The 14,529-nt window shown below is 68.0% G+C and carries 13 protein-coding genes and 1 pseudogene; 10 read left to right on the plus strand and 4 right to left on the minus strand.

All coding sequences use genetic code 11. The annotated features are described in order from the left end of the window. Positions 1-6: 6 nt before the first annotated feature. Positions 7-579: a fasciclin domain-containing protein gene (locus ABL843_RS02880; protein ID WP_418118904.1), complete on the minus strand. Its 573-nt coding sequence runs from the start codon at positions 577-579 to the stop codon at positions 7-9. Positions 580-987: 408 nt separating this feature from the next. Between ABL843_RS02880 and ABL843_RS02885 the strand changes: the two genes are divergently transcribed. The 3 genes from ABL843_RS02885 (at position 988) to ABL843_RS02895 (ending at position 2,485) form a co-directional block, all read left to right on the plus strand. Then, positions 988-1,206, plus strand: a complete 219-nt coding sequence (locus ABL843_RS02885; RefSeq protein ID WP_126183986.1) for a hypothetical protein — start codon at positions 988-990, stop codon at positions 1,204-1,206. Positions 1,207-1,208: 2 nt separating this feature from the next. Then, positions 1,209-1,970 (plus strand): hypothetical protein, encoded by a 762-nt coding sequence (locus tag ABL843_RS02890; RefSeq protein WP_369659854.1) that lies wholly within the window; start codon positions 1,209-1,211, stop codon positions 1,968-1,970. A gap of 77 nt (positions 1,971-2,047) precedes the next feature. Beyond that, positions 2,048-2,485 (plus strand): EamA family transporter, encoded by a 438-nt coding sequence (locus ABL843_RS02895; protein WP_020723164.1) that lies wholly within the window; start codon positions 2,048-2,050, stop codon positions 2,483-2,485. Here the strand turns inward: ABL843_RS02895 and ABL843_RS02900 are convergent. Further along, a complete protein-coding gene (locus ABL843_RS02900) occupies positions 2,475-3,791 on the minus strand; it encodes an MFS transporter (RefSeq protein WP_418118905.1) in 1,317 nt (438 codons plus the stop codon). The genes ABL843_RS02895 and ABL843_RS02900 overlap by 11 nt on opposite strands. A 143-nt stretch (positions 3,792-3,934) precedes the next feature. Between ABL843_RS02900 and ABL843_RS02905 the strand changes: the two genes are divergently transcribed. Further along, a complete protein-coding gene (locus tag ABL843_RS02905) occupies positions 3,935-5,149 on the plus strand; it encodes a PDDEXK nuclease domain-containing protein (RefSeq protein ID WP_221297595.1) in 1,215 nt (404 codons plus the stop codon). A gap of 56 nt (positions 5,150-5,205) precedes the next feature. On the opposite strand, the gene ABL843_RS02910 is transcribed toward ABL843_RS02905, so the two are convergent. Further along, the gene (locus tag ABL843_RS02910; protein WP_369659852.1) at positions 5,206-7,380 is read right to left on the minus strand and encodes a malate synthase G; all 2,175 of its coding nucleotides are present in this window, start codon (positions 7,378-7,380) and stop codon (positions 5,206-5,208) included. A gap of 213 nt (positions 7,381-7,593) precedes the next feature. On the opposite strand from ABL843_RS02910, the pseudogene hisC reads away from it, so the two are divergent. Beyond that, a pseudogene (gene hisC, locus ABL843_RS02915) lies at positions 7,594-8,577 on the plus strand (histidinol-phosphate transaminase); the annotation flags it as partial. Positions 8,578-8,589: 12 nt separating this feature from the next. On the opposite strand, the gene ABL843_RS02920 reads toward hisC, so the two are convergent. Continuing rightward, positions 8,590-9,330 (minus strand): IclR family transcriptional regulator, encoded by a 741-nt coding sequence (locus ABL843_RS02920; protein ID WP_418118906.1) that lies wholly within the window; start codon positions 9,328-9,330, stop codon positions 8,590-8,592. Between the two features lie 120 nt (positions 9,331-9,450). Here ABL843_RS02920 and ABL843_RS02925 point away from each other — a divergent pair, with 120 nt between their 5' ends. The 5 genes from ABL843_RS02925 to ABL843_RS02945 are packed head-to-tail and all read left to right on the plus strand — an operon-like array spanning position 9,451 to position 14,528. Further along, the gene (locus tag ABL843_RS02925; protein WP_418118907.1) at positions 9,451-10,386 is read left to right on the plus strand and encodes a hydroxymethylglutaryl-CoA lyase; all 936 of its coding nucleotides are present in this window, start codon (positions 9,451-9,453) and stop codon (positions 10,384-10,386) included. Then, positions 10,379-11,581, plus strand: a complete 1,203-nt coding sequence (locus ABL843_RS02930) for a CaiB/BaiF CoA transferase family protein (RefSeq protein ID WP_418118908.1) — start codon at positions 10,379-10,381, stop codon at positions 11,579-11,581. The genes ABL843_RS02925 and ABL843_RS02930 overlap by 8 nt, the downstream gene beginning before the upstream one ends. 4 nt (positions 11,582-11,585) lie before the next feature. Further along, positions 11,586-12,566 (plus strand): Bug family tripartite tricarboxylate transporter substrate binding protein, encoded by a 981-nt coding sequence (locus tag ABL843_RS02935; RefSeq protein ID WP_418118909.1) that lies wholly within the window; start codon positions 11,586-11,588, stop codon positions 12,564-12,566. A gap of 37 nt (positions 12,567-12,603) precedes the next feature. Then, a complete protein-coding gene (locus tag ABL843_RS02940) occupies positions 12,604-13,575 on the plus strand; it encodes a Bug family tripartite tricarboxylate transporter substrate binding protein (protein ID WP_418118911.1) in 972 nt (323 codons plus the stop codon). 8 nt (positions 13,576-13,583) lie between these two features. After that, entirely contained in the window at positions 13,584-14,528 is a 945-nt protein-coding gene (locus ABL843_RS02945; RefSeq protein WP_418118912.1) for an SMP-30/gluconolactonase/LRE family protein, read from the plus strand. Position 14,529 lies beyond the last annotated feature (1 nt).

The raw sequence follows: 14,529 nt of genomic DNA on the forward strand, positions 1-14,529 counted from the left end.
TGTCGATCAACCTGGCAGCAGCACCTTGTTCACGACATGGATCACGCCGTTGGACTGGTAGACGTTGGCGATCGTCACCGTTGCCGTGCCGCCCTTGGCGTCGGTCACCAGCACGTTGCCGCCGCTCATCGTCGCGGTGAGCGTGCCGCCGCTTGCGGTCTTCAGCATGGCCTTGCCGCCGCCTGCGTTGATCGCGCTCATGAGCGCCGCGCTATCGAGCTTGCCGGGTACCACGTGATAGGTCAGCACCTTGGTCAGCGTGGGCTTGTTCTCGGGCTTGAGCAGCGTGTCGACGGTGCCGGCGGGCAGTGCCGCGAAGGCGGCGTTGGTCGGCGCGAACACGGTGAACGGGCCGGGGCTCTTCAGCGTGCCGACGAGGTCCGCGGCCTTCACGGCGGCGACAAGCGTGGTGTGGTCCTTCGAGTTCACCGCGTTGTCGACGATGTCCTTCGTCGGGTACATCGGCGCGCCGCCGACCATCGGGTTCGATGCCCCGCTGCCGTTGCCGCTCATGCCCATGCCGCCCGCGCAGGCTGCGAGGAGGACAGAGACACTGGCTGCGATCACGAGTTTCTTCATTGAAGTCTCCTGGAAAGATGATGGATGGTTCTCGAGGCTCTCTGTGGAAACCGCCAGCAGATCGGAGGCGCAATGCGCTTGAACCTGATACGCCGCCTGCGCGCGATTGGATTCATCGGCCCTCCACGTAGGCTTTGCGCCACACAGGCGATGCGCGACGCTTGCGCATCGAACGCGCGAGCTACAGAATCCGCGCTTCGTTTTTCAGCAACAGTTTTTGCTCCCCGCGCGCCCGGCGACGATCGACCTCCCTGGCGACACACCCATCCAATGAACCGTTACCTGAACACCTGACCCGCACACCGACCGCCCCGGCCGGATGTGCATCCACGCATCCGCCGAGGCCCATCGACAAAGGCCCCGCGCAGCCATTCGCCGGGGCCTTTTTGTTTTTCGGAGTGTGTGCACATGAGTGCTCAACGAAGGGCCCGCGACGACGACAAGCGTCTGGGCCGGTTCTATTTTTCGGTGCCGAACGCGGCACCCCGCAACCCTGTGGTGGCAGCGCTGGCGCGCCGCGAAGCAAGCCAGAAGGCGGGCCGCCACCTGCGCACCCACAGCGCCGAGCGGCGCGCGCAGAAGGTGGCGCTGCAGAAGGCAGCGCGCAACATCGTGCAGGAGGACTGACCGTGCGTGAAGACATGGACAAGGTCATCGTCGAACGGCCGCGCCGCGGTGGCGGCGTGCAGGGCGATGGACGCAAGTGGCGCAACAGCAAGGAGCGCGGCTCGCGACTGGGCATGAAGCAGGGCTACGAATACCCCAAGGGGCTCAACGAGAACCTCGCGCCGCTCAAGCGCTGGCTGCACAAGCAGGTGCACCGGCCTTGGGACAAGGTGTATTCGGAGCTTTGCAGCACCATCGATCGACGCAGCGTCGTGCAGGCGCATATCTTCGAGCACATCGACGACTTCGTCGAACGCGATGCGGTGATGCACGACGGGCAAGTGCTGGTGCGTGCAGGATGGTGGGGCCGCGGTGAGCGCGTGCCGCTGGAGGAGGCTTCGCGGGTAAAGCTTTTCGTGCACCCCGCCACCGGCATCCTTCTGCCCAACCGCCGGTTTTCACAGGCTCGACGGCGTGAGCGCGGCGGCACGAAGGCAGAGCTGTCGTTCGTCGTGATCGACGAACTCACGCAATGGCACCGCGTGAACGGCGACTGGTTCGAGATCACCTTGGCAGCCACGCCGCCCATGAAGGCCCCGGGTGTCTGGGACAAGCGTTTCGACGTGTTGCGGCGCTGCTTCGTCAGGACCACGTGTGCGTGGGGCCGGCCGGAGTTCGGCGTGTCGAGCAACCGGGCCATGTACGGGCGCGACGACGTCTATGCCGCAACCAAGCGCCAGCTCAGCCGCAAGGAGATCCGCGCGCGCCTGGGCGAAGACGTCTGAAGCCGTTCGTCAGGTAGAGGCAAAGCCGCATCGCGCATGATGCAGGCGCCGCGCCGTCCGCGATGAAAGAGAGCACGATGAATCTCACCGCCTCCAACTGGTTCCTCTGGGCCGCCCTGTCGGCCGTCTTCGCCGCATTGACGGCTATCCTCGCCAAGCTGGGCCTGGCCGGTGTCGATTCCGACATGGCGACGCTGGTGCGCACCGTGGTCATCTTCGCGGTGCTGCTCGTGTTCGTGAACGCCACCGGCAAGTGGACGAACCCGCTGCAGCTCTCGCCGCGCACCTGGCTCTTTCTCGTGCTCTCGGGGCTCGCGACGGGCGCGTCGTGGGTCTGCTACTTCCGCGCGCTCAAGGTGGGCGATGCCTCGCGTGTCGCGCCGGTGGACAAGCTCAGCGTGGTGCTGGTCGTGCTGTTCGCCGTGATGTTCCTCGGCGAGCGACCCTCCGGCCGCGAATGGGCGGGCGTGGCGATGATCGCGGGCGGCGTGCTGATGCTTGCGATCAAGCGCTGAGCTGCGCCGCCGGCCGTGCTGCCGCGCGCGGCAGAAGAAAGAATGCCAGGTTGCCCGCAGCCAGCATGCCGGCCACCGTGAAGAACACCGCGCGGAATGGCTCGACGCCATTCGCCACGGCCCACGACGCGGCCACGCCGGTGGTCCACTGCATCAGCGAGACGCCGAGGAACATCGCCATGTTCATCAGCGCCATCGCGCGCCCCGTCATGGCTGCCGGGTAGGCGTTCTTGGTGTAGGCGTACTGCAGCACGCTGTAGCCCGAGAGAAGGCCGTAGACGATCGGCAGGCCGATGTCGATCGCGCGCGAATGCGTCAGCGCCATCGCGCCGAACATCAGCGAGCCCGCGAGCGCGCAGCCCATCATCCAGCGCGTGCGCCGCGCGCCGCCCGGGTCCATGCGGCCGAAGAGCGTCGGGCTGATCATGCCGGCGACGGTCATCACCAGCGCGACGTTGCCGCTGGCCACCAGCGAGAGGCCGTGCCGCTCGTGCAGCACCGGGCCGAGCCACAGGCCGCGCAGCGTGATGAAGGCGGCATACGACACGCATGCGAAGCACAGCAGGCCCAGCGTGTGCGGCATCGCGAACAGCGGCAGCAGTTCGCGCACGGCCTTGCGCAGCGTCTGGCGCTCCGCCCGTTCCGGCAGCGCGATATCGGCGGCACCTGCAGGCTCGCGCACGCGCCAGAAGATGATCAGCCACGACAGCACCGCGAACGTCCCCAGCACCGCATAGCCCACGCGCCACGACGAAGCCTCGATCAGCAGCGCCAGCGGCGTGCCCGTGAACAGGATGCCCATGCCGGCCAGGCTCATCACCAGCCCCGACATCGCGGTGAAGCGCGAGGCATCGAAGTGCCGCGCGATGAACACCGTGCACGCCAGGAAGGCCGGCGCGCAGCCCACGCCGATCAGCGCCTGCCCCAGCAGCAGCGCATGGAAGTCCGGCGCCATCGCGCACAGCACCGCACCCGCGATCGCCAGCGGAAAGGCGGTCAGCACCGTGCGGCGCACGCCGAAGATGTCGATCGATACGCCCATCGCGAGCTGCATGATCCCGAACATGAAATGGAAGGTGCCCGCCCAGGTGCCCAGCTGCTGCGGCGTAAGCCCGAAGTGGCTGCCGAGCGGCGTGGCCATCATGGCGCCGACGGTGCGGAAAGCCTGGCTCAGGGCGAAGGCGGTGGCCAGGGCCATGAGCATGGCGGCCGCGGAGGAGGACCAGCGGGAAGAGCGAGTAAGGCGTGAGCCGGGGCCGGCGTTGCCGGATTGCTCCGCGGGCTTGGGTGCCGCGTTCGGATTCATTGGGAGCGAGAGGCCAGGAAGGTTGGGGCGGTCATGATGCTAGTTGATCATCTTGCGCATGGTCACAGCGGCGACGCTTGCGAGGACTCGCCCCCGCGAAGAAGGCTGCCTCCATAATTTCCGGACAACCCCAGAGTCGCGCATTGCCCAAGACTGACACCCCCTCCCGCTCCAGCTCCCGTGCAGCCAAGCCGGAAGCCAAGAAAGCCATCCGGCCGCTTTTCAGCCGCGTGCGCGAGATCCTCGATGCTGCGCGCGCCCGCGTGGTCCGCACGGTCAACACCACACAGGTGGCGGCCAACTGGCTGATCGGGCGCGAGATCGTCGAGGAGGAGCAGCGAGGTCAGCGTCGGGCGGGCTATGGCGCCAAGCTGCTCGCCGATCTGTCGACGCGCCTGACGGCCGAGTTCGGCCGAGGCTATTCCGCCGACAACCTCGAAGCGTTCAGGCAGTTCTACCTGGACTATCCGCAGTTGATTTCCGAGACGCTGTCTCGGAAATCGACCGCAGCGGCGGCGCTGCCTCTTCAGGCCAATTCCGAGACGGCGTCTCGGGAATCCGGTGACCCTTCGGGCTGGCATCCTGGGACGTTGCATCCGTCTCTCTCGTGGAGCCATTACCGCCAGCTCCTGCGCGCAGCGCGGCCGGAGGCGCGAGCCTTCTACGAGATCGAAGCCATCCGCAGCGCGTGGTCGGTGCGCGAACTGCAGCGCCAGATGGCCAGCCTGCTGTACGACCGCCTGGCCAAGAGCAAGGACAAGAAGGGCCTGTTGCGTCTGGCGACGCACGGCCAGGAGGTGATGCAGCCTCTCGATGTCCTGAAGGACCCGGTGGTGATCGAATTCCTGGACTTGCCGGAATCGCCGAAGCTGGTCGAGTCGAGGCTGGAGCAGGCGCTCATCGAGAACCTGCAGAACTTCCTGCTCGAACTGGGCAAGGGCTTTGCATTCGTGTCGCGCCAGGAGCGCATCACCATCGATGGCGACCACTTCTACATCGATCTGGTCTTCTATCACACGGTGCTCAAGTGCTACGTGCTCATCGATCTCAAGGTCGGCAAGCTCACGCATGGCGACCTCGGCCAGATCCAGTTCTATGTGAACTACTACGACCGCGAGCGTCGCACCGAAGGCGACAACCCGACACTGGGCGTCATCCTTTGTCCGGACAAGAACGACGCCGTGGTGAAGTACACCCTGGGCGAGCAGCAGGAGCGCAACATCTTCACCAGCCGCTATCAGCTGCACCTGCCGACCGAGAAGGAGCTGGAACGCGAACTGCGCCGCGAACTCCGCCAGCTGTCGATGGACGACGTGCCGCTCAAGGCGGCTGCCAGGAAGACCAGGTCGCGCGCATAAAAAACGGCACCCGGAGGCGCCGTTCTGGTGATGGAGCCTTGCCCCCGGCGGGCCGATCAGGCCTCGCCCTTCACCTTCAACCGCCACGCATGCAGCAGCGGCTCCGTATACCCGCTCGGCTGCTCGATGCCCTTGAACACCAGGTCCTGCGCCGCCTTGTAGGCCGCCGAGGTCGTGAAGTTGCCGGCCATCGGCTTGTAGAGCGGGTCGCCTGCGTTCTGCTCGTCGACCACCTTGGCCATGCGCTGGAAGGTCTCGTCGACCTGGGCCTTGGTGACCACGCCGTGCAGCAGCCAGTTGGCGATGTGCTGGCTGGAGATGCGCAGGGTGGCGCGGTCTTCCATCAGGCCGACGTTGTGGATGTCGGGCACCTTGGAGCAGCCCACGCCCTGGTCGATCCAGCGCACCACGTAGCCGAGGATGCCCTGCACGTTGTTGTCGATTTCCTGCTGGCGCTCTTCGGCGGTCCACTTGGCCTCCGCCGCGATCGGCACCTGCAGCAGGGCGTTGAGGATGTTGTCGCGCTCGGCGTCGGCGTCGATCTTCTCCAGTTCCTGCTGCACCGCGGTCACGCTGACCTGGTGGTAGTGCAGCGCGTGCAGCGTGGCGGCGGTGGGCGAGGGCACCCAGGCGGTGTTGGCGCCGGCCTTGGGGTGGCCGATCTTCTGCTCGAGCATGGCGGCCATCAGGTCGGGCATGGCCCACATGCCCTTGCCGATCTGCGCCTTGCCGCGCAGGCCGCTCGAGAGGCCGACCAGCACGTTGTTCTTCTCGTAGGCGCCGATCCACGCGCTGGACTTCATGTCGCCCTTGCGGATCATCGGGCCGCCCTGCATGGCCGTGTGCATCTCGTCGCCGGTGCGGTCGAGGAAGCCGGTGTTGATGAAGGCCACGCGCGCGGCGGCCTCGGCGATGCAGGCCTTGAGGTTGACGCTGGTGCGGCGCTCCTCGTCCATGATGCCCAGCTTCACGGTGTTGGCGGGCAGGCCCAGCAGCTGCTCGACGCGGCCGAAAAGTTCGCTGGCGAAGGCCACTTCGGCCGGGCCGTGCATCTTCGGCTTGACGATGTAGATGCTGCCGGTGCGCGAGTTGCCCTTGCGCTTGAGGTCGATGGTGGCGATGGTGGTGGTCACCACGGCATCGAGGATGCCCTCGGGGATTTCCTTGCCATCTGCGTACAGCACGGCCGGGTTGGTCATCAGGTGGCCCACGTTGCGCAGGAACATGAGCGAGCGGCCGTGCAGCTTCACGGGCTTGCCGTCGGCGCCGGTGTATTCGCGGTCGGCGTTCAGGCCGCGCGTGAAGGTCTTGTCGCCCTTGGTGACCTCTTCCGTGAGCGTGCCTTCGACGATGCCCAGCCAGTTCGAGTACGCCACCACCTTGTCGGCGGCGTCGACCACGGCCACCGAGTCTTCCAGGTCGAGGATGGTGGAGAGCGCGGCTTCGAGCACCAGGTCGCTCACGCCGGCGGCATCGCTCTTGCCGATGGGCGTGGAGCGGTCGATGCGGATGTCCAGGTGGATGCCGTTGTGCTTGAGCAGCACCGACGACGGCGAGGCGGCGTCGCCCTGGAAGCCGACGAATTGCGATGCATCGGCCAGGCCGGTGCTGCTGCTTTGCAGCGCGACGACGAGCTTGCCGTCCTTCACGCTGTAGCCGGTGGCGTTCTTGTGCGAGCCGTTGATCAGCGGCGCGGCCTGGTCGAGCACGTTGCGCGCGAACTCGATGACCTTGGCGCCGCGCACCGGGTTGTAGCCCTTGCCCTTCTCGGCGCCGCCGGTCTCGGGAATCGCGTCGGTGCCGTAGAGCGCGTCGTACAGCGAGCCCCAGCGCGCGTTGGCCGCGTTCAGCGCATAGCGCGCATTGAGGATGGGCACCACCAGCTGCGGACCGGCCTGCAGCGCGAGTTCGGAGTCGACGTTCGCGGTGGTGGCCTTCACGCCCTTGGGCTGGGGCAGCAGGTAGCCGATCTTCTCGAGGAAGGCGCGGTACGCCGGCATGTCGGCGATGGGGCCGGGGTTCTTCCTGTGCCAGGCGTCGAGCTCGCTCTGCAGGCGGTCGCGCTCGGCCAGCAGGGCGATGTTCTTCGGCGCGAGGTCGCTGACGATGGCGTCGAAGCCCTTCCAGAAGACGTCGCTGGCCACGCCGCTGGCGGGGAGGACCTTCTCTTCGATGAAGCGGTGCAGTTCGGTCGCGACCTGGAGTCCGTGGGCGGTGGTGCGGGCGGTCATGTGGGTTTCTCCTTGAGAAAAATGCAATCCTGGGACGGACTTTATTCGATACTTTGCTGGCGAGTAAGAGCCTGAATCGGGATTTATCCGTGACAAAAATAGAGGTAATGGATGCGCGGCCCTCAGGAGCGCAAAGGGTAGGCACTGATAAGAAGGCCGCAGGCGCCGGATATATTTAACTTCTTAAATAAATCCGTCATCTTCAGCACGTCAGCTTCCATGATCCTCCTGGCCTCCAACGAAAACCCCCTGGGCATGCCCGAGTCGGCCCGCCGCGCCGCTGCCGAAGCGCTCGCGGGCGCCGGCAACTACCCCGACAACAACGGCACCGCGCTGAAGAACGCGCTGGCCGCCCGGCTCGACGTGCCCGCCGATTGGCTCACGCTGGGCAGCGGTTCGAGCGAGATCCTCGAACTCGCGGCGCAGGTGAGCCTGAAGCCGGGCGAGGGCGTCGTGTATTCGCAGTACGGCTTCATCGTCTACGCGCAGGCCGCGGCCCATGCCCATGCGCACGCAACTGTCGTGCCGTCGCGCGACTTCGGCCACGACCTCGACGCGATGCGCGCGGCCATCCGCGACGACACGAAGCTGGTATTCGTCGCCAACCCGAACAACCCGACCGGCACCTTCATCGAAGCCGCGCCGCTGCTGGCCTTCCTGCAGTCGGTGCCCGCGCACGTGACGGTGCTGCTGGACGAGGCCTACACCGAATACCTCGCGCCCGCGCAGCGCTACGACAGCATCGAATGGGTGCGGCGCCTGCCCAACCTGATCGTGGCGCGCACCTTCTCCAAGGCCTTCGGGCTGGCGGGGCTGCGCATCGGCTACGGCGTGTCGCAACCGGCGCTCACGGCGCGCATGAACGCGCAGCGTCCGCGCTTCAACGTGACGACGCCGGCACAGGCCGCCGCGGTGACCGCGCTGGGCGACACGGACTTCCTCGCCCGTACCTACGAGGTCAACACGGCCGGGCGCGACCAGCTCGCCGCCGGTTTCAAGGCGCTGGACCTCGAATACGTGCCCTCGTCCGGCAACTTCCTGATGGTGCGGGTCGGCGACGCGCAGGCCGTGCACGCGCGCCTGCTGGCCGCGGGCATCGAGGTCTCGCTGCTCGGACCCTACGGCCTGCCCGAGTGGCTGCGCGTCAGCATCGGGCTGCCCGAGCAGAACCGCGCGGTGCTGGCCGCGCTGCGTTGACCGGTCGCTTGCTCAGACCTGCCCGCTGAGTTCCTTCGCTGCCGCACGCACCGGCTCGATGTAGCGCTCGTCATAGCGGTGCGTGGGCATCGTCAGCGTGACCGCGGCCGCGAGGCTGCCGTCGGCGTGGAGCACCGGCGCCGAGATGCCGGCCAGTTCGGCAGTGCGGTCGCCCACCAGCGCGCACCAGCCCTGCGCACGGATGGTGTCGTAGAGCTTGCGTTCCTTCGCGCCGCGCGGCAGTTCGGCTTCGGGGCCGAAGGCGATCAGCACGCGCGCGCCCGCGCCGCGGTCATTGGGCAGCAGGTCGCCGGCGCGCACGTGGTCGCGCACCACGTGCGGCGAATCGATGCGGAACTGGCACAGCCGCACCCAGCTGTCGCCCTGGGGCTGCCGCACGTGGTACGCCGCGCTCTCGCCGGTGATTGCGACCAGCGCGCGCAGCACCGGCAGCACGATGCGGTCGAGCGACTGCGAGGCCGCGTAGAGGCCGTGCAGCCGCGCGATCTCCATGCCCAGCGCGTAGCGGCCGTCGTCCTGCCGGCGGATCAGCCGCGCGTGTTCCAGCGAGGCCAGCAGCCGCAGCACTGTGCTCTTGTACAGCTGGGTGCGCTCGGCGAACTGCGCGAGCGACAGCGCCTCGTCGCCCGGCTGGAAGGCCGAGAGCAGGCTCAGCGCGCGGTCGACCGCGGCGGCGCCGCCGGGGGCGGCGTTGAGATCGGAGACGGATTCGGTCTGGGCTTTTCGGGGCATGGCTGGGGAGGGGCAGCGAATGGCGCGGCTTGACAGTCGGGGCGGATCGACGGTCTAATTCTGTTTAACGGAATGTAGTTCTGTAAGACAGAACAGTCAAGCGCAAGGAGACAGAATCCGATGACAACCCCCGACGTCCTCATCAGCGAGGTCGGCCCGCGCGACGGCCTGCAGTCGGTCAAGGCCACCATGCCCACCGCCGACAAGCTGCGCTGGATCGACGCGCTCTACGCCGCCGGCGTGCGCGAGATCGAGGTCGCCTCCTTCGTGCCCGCGAAGCTGCTGCCGCAGATGGCCGATGCCGCCGAGGTGGTGCGCCACGCCGTCACGCTGCCGGGCCTCGTGGTGATGGCCCTGGTGCCCAACCGCAAGGGCGCGCAGGCCGCGCTCGAAGCCGGCGCGCACAAGCTCACCATGCCGGTGTCGGCCAGCGTGGCGCATTCGCTGGCCAACGTGCGCAAGACGCCCACCGAGATGGTCGAGGAGGTGCGCGCCATCTCCGACCTGCGCCGCGAGATCGCGCCAAAGGCGAAGCTGGAGGCCGGCATCTCCACCGCCTTCGGCTGCACGCTGCAGGGCCTGGTGCCCGAGGACGACGTGATCCGCCTCGCCGCGCAGTGCATCGAAGCCGGCGCCGACGAATCGGGCCTGTCCGACACCGTGGGCTATGCCAACCCCGCGCAGGTGCGCCGCCTCTTCAGGCGCCTGCGCGCGGAGATCGGCAGGCACGCCGGCGCGGCCCACATGCACAACACGCGCGGCCTCGGCCTGGCCAACTGCCTCGCCGCGTGGGACGAGGGCGTGCGCACCTTCGACGCGTCGCTGGGCGGCCTGGGCGGCTGCCCCTATGCGCCGGGCGCCTCGGGCAACGCAGTCACCGAAGACCTGGTCTTCATGTTCGAGGCCATGGGTGTGCGCACCGGCATCGACATCCAGAAACTCATCGCGGCGCGCGCGCCGCTCATGGCCGGCCTGCCCGGCGAACCGGTGTACGGCATGACGCCCGAGGCCGGTCTGCCGAAAGGCTTTGTCCAGGAACCCGTCGCTCATGCCTGAAGCCAATCCCCCGTCGAATCCGTTGCCCTACGCGGGTGTTCGCGTCGTCGAGTTCACCCACATGGTCATGGGGCCGACCTGTGGCCTGCTGCTGGCCGACCTCGGCGCCGAGGTCATCAAGGTCGAGCCCATCGAGGGCGACAGCACGCGGCGCCTGCTGGGCTCGGGCTCGGGCTTCTTCCCGACCTTCAACCGCAACAAGAAGAGCATCGCGCTCGACCTCAAGAAGCCCGAGGGCGTGGAGGCCGCGCTGCGGCTGATCGCCACCGCCGACATCGTGAGCGAGAACTTCAAGCCCGGCACCATGAAGAAGCTGGGGCTCGACTACGACACGTTGGCCAAGCTCAACCCGCGCCTCATCTACGTGAGCCACAAAGGCTTCCTGCCCGGCCCCTACGACCACCGCACCGCGCTCGACGAGGTGGTGCAGATGATGGGCGGCCTCGCCTACATGACCGGCCGCTCGGGCGACCCACTGCGCGCGGGCACCAGCGTGAACGACATCATGGGCGGCATGTTCGGCGCCATCGGCGCGATGGCCGCGCTGCGCCAGCGCGACATCACCGGCAAGGGCTGCGAGGTGCAGTCGGCGCTGTTCGAGAACAACGTGTTCCTGGTCGCGCAGCACATGATGCAGTTCGCCGCCACCGGCAAGGCGGCCGACCCGATGCCCAGCCGCATCTCGGCCTGGGCGGTGTACGACGTGTTCACCGTGAAGGACGGCGAGCAGATCTTCCTGGCGGCCGTGAGCGACAAGCAGTGGGCCATCTTCTGCAAGGCCTTCGGCCTCGACGAGATGCTGGCCGACCCGCGCCTGAAGACCAACAACGACCGCGTGCTGGCGCGCGAATGGATGATGCCCATCCTGCGCTCGCACCTCGCCAACCACAGCGCGGCCGAGCTCGCCGCGGTGTTCGAGAAGAACGAGCTGCCCTTCGCGCCCATCACCCGGCCGCAGGAGCTGTTCGACGACCCGCACCTCAACGCCACCGGCGGCCTCGCGCCGGTGCGCATGAACGACGGCAGCATGGCGAAGGTGCCGCTCATGCCGTTCACGCTCGACGGCGAACGCCCGGGCATCCGCCTGCAGCCCCCGCGCACGGGCGAGCACGGCCGCGAGCTGCTGAAAGAAGTGGGCTACAGCGACGAGGAAATCGCCGCGCTCGAAACACAACACATCACCCTCGGAGACTGAACTCATGTTTTCCAATGCACGGCGCGCCTTGCTGGCGTGCGCCGCGGCCGCCGCATGGCTGAACGCCGCACCCGTCGTCGCCGACACCGCCTGGCCCGACAAGCCGGTGCGGCTCATCGTGCCCTACACGCCCGGCGGAGCCACCGACATCGTGGCGCGGCTCATCGCGCAGAAGCTCGCCGACGACACCAAGTGGACCTTCATCGTCGACAACCGCGCGGGCGGCAACGGCAACATCGGCATGGACGTGGTGGCGAAAGCCAAGCCCGACGGCTACACCATCGGCCTGGGCCAGACGGCGAACCTCGCGATAAACCCGACGCTCTTCCCGAAGATGCCTTACGACGCATTGAAGGACCTGGCGCCGGTGTCGGTCGTGGCCTCGCAACCCGTGGTGCTCGTGGTACGCGCCGACGCACCGTTCAAGTCGCTGGCCGACCTGGTCGCCGCCGCCAAGGCCAAGCCGGGCGAGATCCGCCAGGCGCTCGCGGGCACCGGCACGCTGGGCCACATGGCCGGCGAGGTGCTCGCCAAGCGCGCGGGCTTCAAGGTGCTCAACGTGCCGTACAAGGGCGCCGCGCCGGCCATCACCGACCTGCTCGGCGGCCAGACCGACTACATGTTCGCCACGCCGCAGGGCGCGCTCTCGATGGTGAAGGGCGGCCGCCTGCGCGCGCTGGCCGTCACGTCGGCCAAGCGCCTGCCGGTGATGCCCGACGTGCCCACCGTGGCAGAGAGCTACAAGGGCTTCGAGGCGGTGGACTGGAAGGCGCTGGTCGCGCCAGCAGGCACCAGCCCCGAGATCGTGAAGAAGCTCAGTGCCGCCGTCGACAAGGCGCTGGCCAAGCCCGCGACCATCTCGCAGCTGCTGGCCGAAGGCAGCACGCCCGTGGGCGGTACGCCGGAGCAGGCGGCGCAGTACATCAAGGCCGAGCACGCGCGCTGGGGCGCGGCGGTGCGCGACGCGGGCGTGCGGCCCGAATAAGCGGGCCCTGCCCAGAAGAACAAACGAAGGAAGACAAATGATGAAGCTGCACTCCTGGCTCGCCGCCATCGCGCTCGCGGTTCCATTCATCGCCCAGGCGCAGTCACCCGCCGGCAGCTGGCCTTCGAGGCCGGTGCGCCTCGTGGTTCCGTACGCGCCCGGCGGCACCACCGACTACGCGGCGCGCCAGATCGCGCAGAAGCTCACCGAGCAGACGGGTGTGTCCTTCTACGTCGACAACCGCGCCGGCGCGAGCGGCACCATCGGCTCCAACTTCGTGGCCAAGGCGACGCCGGACGGCGGCAGCTTCCTCATCAACGACACCACCTACGCGATGCTGCCGCATCTGTTCAAGAAGCTGCCATGGGAGCCTGCGGACCTCGTGCCGGTGACGGCCATCGTCGACGCGCCGCTGGTGCTGGTGGTGGGCGCGAACTCGCCCTACAAGACGGTGCAGGCGCTGATCGACGACGCACGCGCGAACCCGGGCAAGCTGACCTTCGGCTCGGGTGGCGTGGGCAGTTCAACCCACCTGGGCGGCGAGCTGCTCAAGCAGAACGGCAAGCTCGCGCTGACGCACGTGCCCTACAAGGGCGCGGGCGAGGCAATGCTGGGCGTGGTGTCGGGGCAGGTCGACGTGTTGGTCACCGCTGCGCCCACGGCCATTCCGCAGGTCAAGGGCGGCAAGGTGCGCGCGCTGCTGGTGACCTCGCCGCAGCGCCTGGGCGCGCTGCCCGATGTGCCGACCAGCGCCGAAGCCGGCCTGAAGGAGTTCACCGCCACCAACTGGTTCGGCATTGCCGCGCCCAAGGGCACGCCGCAGCCCATCGTCGAGAAGCTGCAGGCCGAGGTGAAGAAGGCACTGGCCTCGCCCGACCTGGCGAAGCGCTTCGCCGAGCAGGGCGCCAGCCCCGGCGGCGCTTCGACGGCGGACTTCGGCAAGTTCGTGCAAGGCCAGACGCAGAGCTGGGGCGCGGTCATCAAGGCTGCCGGCGTGCAGCCCGACTGAGCGACACCATGTGGAACCTGGACTTCCAGCCGCCCGAGGTGATCGAGGCGCGCGTGCTCACCCGCTTGCCCGACGCCTTCCGCAAGCCGCGGCGCACCGACTGGGTCGACGCCAACAAGCCCGGCCACGTGATGGACAGCTTTCTCGAAGGCCCGGTGTTCGACCGGGCTGGCAACCTGTACCTCACCGACATTCCCTACGGCCGCATCTTCAGGATCGCACCTTCGTCGCTCGAATGGGAACTCGTCGAGGCCTACGACGGCTGGCCCAACGGCATGGCGATCCATGCCGACGGCAGCCTCTGGATCGCCGACTACCGGCGCGGCATCCTGCGGCGCGACGCGGGCGGCGGCCCGATCGAGACGGTGCTCGGGCATCGCAACAGCGAATCCTTCAAGGGCGTGAACGACCTGAGCTTCGACCTCGAAGGGCGCCTCTATTTCACCGACCAGGGCCAGACCGGCCTGCACGACCCCACCGGGCGCGTGTACCGGCTGCATGCCGACGGCCGGCTCGATCTGCTCCTGTCCAACGCGCCGAGCCCCAACGGCGTGGCGGCGAGCGCCGACGGCAAGGTGCTGTTCGTGGCCGTCACGCGCGGCAACCAGGTCTGGCGCGCGCCGCTGCTGCCCGACGGCAGCCTCTCGAAGGTGGGCGCGCTGCAGACCTTCTTCGGCACCAGCGGCCCCGACGGGCTGGCGGTCACGGCCGACGGCGGGCTGGTGGTGGCGCATGCCAGCCTGGGCGGCGCCTTCCTGCTCAACGCGCGCGGCGAGGTCACGCACGTGGTCCGCAGCCCGGCAGGGCAGACCGTGACCAACATCGCCTTCCGGCCCGGCACCCGGCAGTTGGTGCTCACCGATTCGGCCACCGGAAGCGTGCTGGAGGCGGAACTGCCCGTGGGCGGCGCGCCGCTCTTCTCGCACGCCACCGACTCCCGGCATCAAGCCTAGA

This window comes from Variovorax sp. 350MFTsu5.1 (genome assembly GCF_048302515.1).
GTDB classification, from domain to species: domain Bacteria; phylum Pseudomonadota; class Gammaproteobacteria; order Burkholderiales; family Burkholderiaceae_C; genus Variovorax; species Variovorax guangxiensis.

What these genes read in the sequence shown, in the direction of transcription:
- ABL843_RS02880 (WP_418118904.1), bottom strand. Translation starts at nt 579, where the DNA reads ATGAAGAAACTCGTGATCGCAGCCAGTGTCTCTGTCCTCCTCGCAGCC.
- ABL843_RS02885 (WP_126183986.1), top strand. Translation starts at nt 988, where the DNA reads ATGAGTGCTCAACGAAGGGCCCGCGACGACGACAAGCGTCTGGGCCGG.
- ABL843_RS02895 (WP_020723164.1), top strand. Translation starts at nt 2,048, where the DNA reads ATGAATCTCACCGCCTCCAACTGGTTCCTCTGGGCCGCCCTGTCGGCC.
- ABL843_RS02900 (WP_418118905.1), bottom strand. Translation starts at nt 3,791, where the DNA reads ATGAATCCGAACGCGGCACCCAAGCCCGCGGAGCAATCCGGCAACGCC.
- ABL843_RS02910 (WP_369659852.1), bottom strand. Translation starts at nt 7,380, where the DNA reads ATGACCGCCCGCACCACCGCCCACGGACTCCAGGTCGCGACCGAACTG.
- ABL843_RS02920 (WP_418118906.1), bottom strand. Translation starts at nt 9,330, where the DNA reads ATGCCCCGAAAAGCCCAGACCGAATCCGTCTCCGATCTCAACGCCGCC.
- ABL843_RS02925 (WP_418118907.1), top strand. Translation starts at nt 9,451, where the DNA reads ATGACAACCCCCGACGTCCTCATCAGCGAGGTCGGCCCGCGCGACGGC.
- ABL843_RS02930 (WP_418118908.1), top strand. Translation starts at nt 10,379, where the DNA reads ATGCCTGAAGCCAATCCCCCGTCGAATCCGTTGCCCTACGCGGGTGTT.
- ABL843_RS02935 (WP_418118909.1), top strand. Translation starts at nt 11,586, where the DNA reads ATGTTTTCCAATGCACGGCGCGCCTTGCTGGCGTGCGCCGCGGCCGCC.
- ABL843_RS02940 (WP_418118911.1), top strand. Translation starts at nt 12,604, where the DNA reads ATGATGAAGCTGCACTCCTGGCTCGCCGCCATCGCGCTCGCGGTTCCA.
- ABL843_RS02945 (WP_418118912.1), top strand. Translation starts at nt 13,584, where the DNA reads ATGTGGAACCTGGACTTCCAGCCGCCCGAGGTGATCGAGGCGCGCGTG.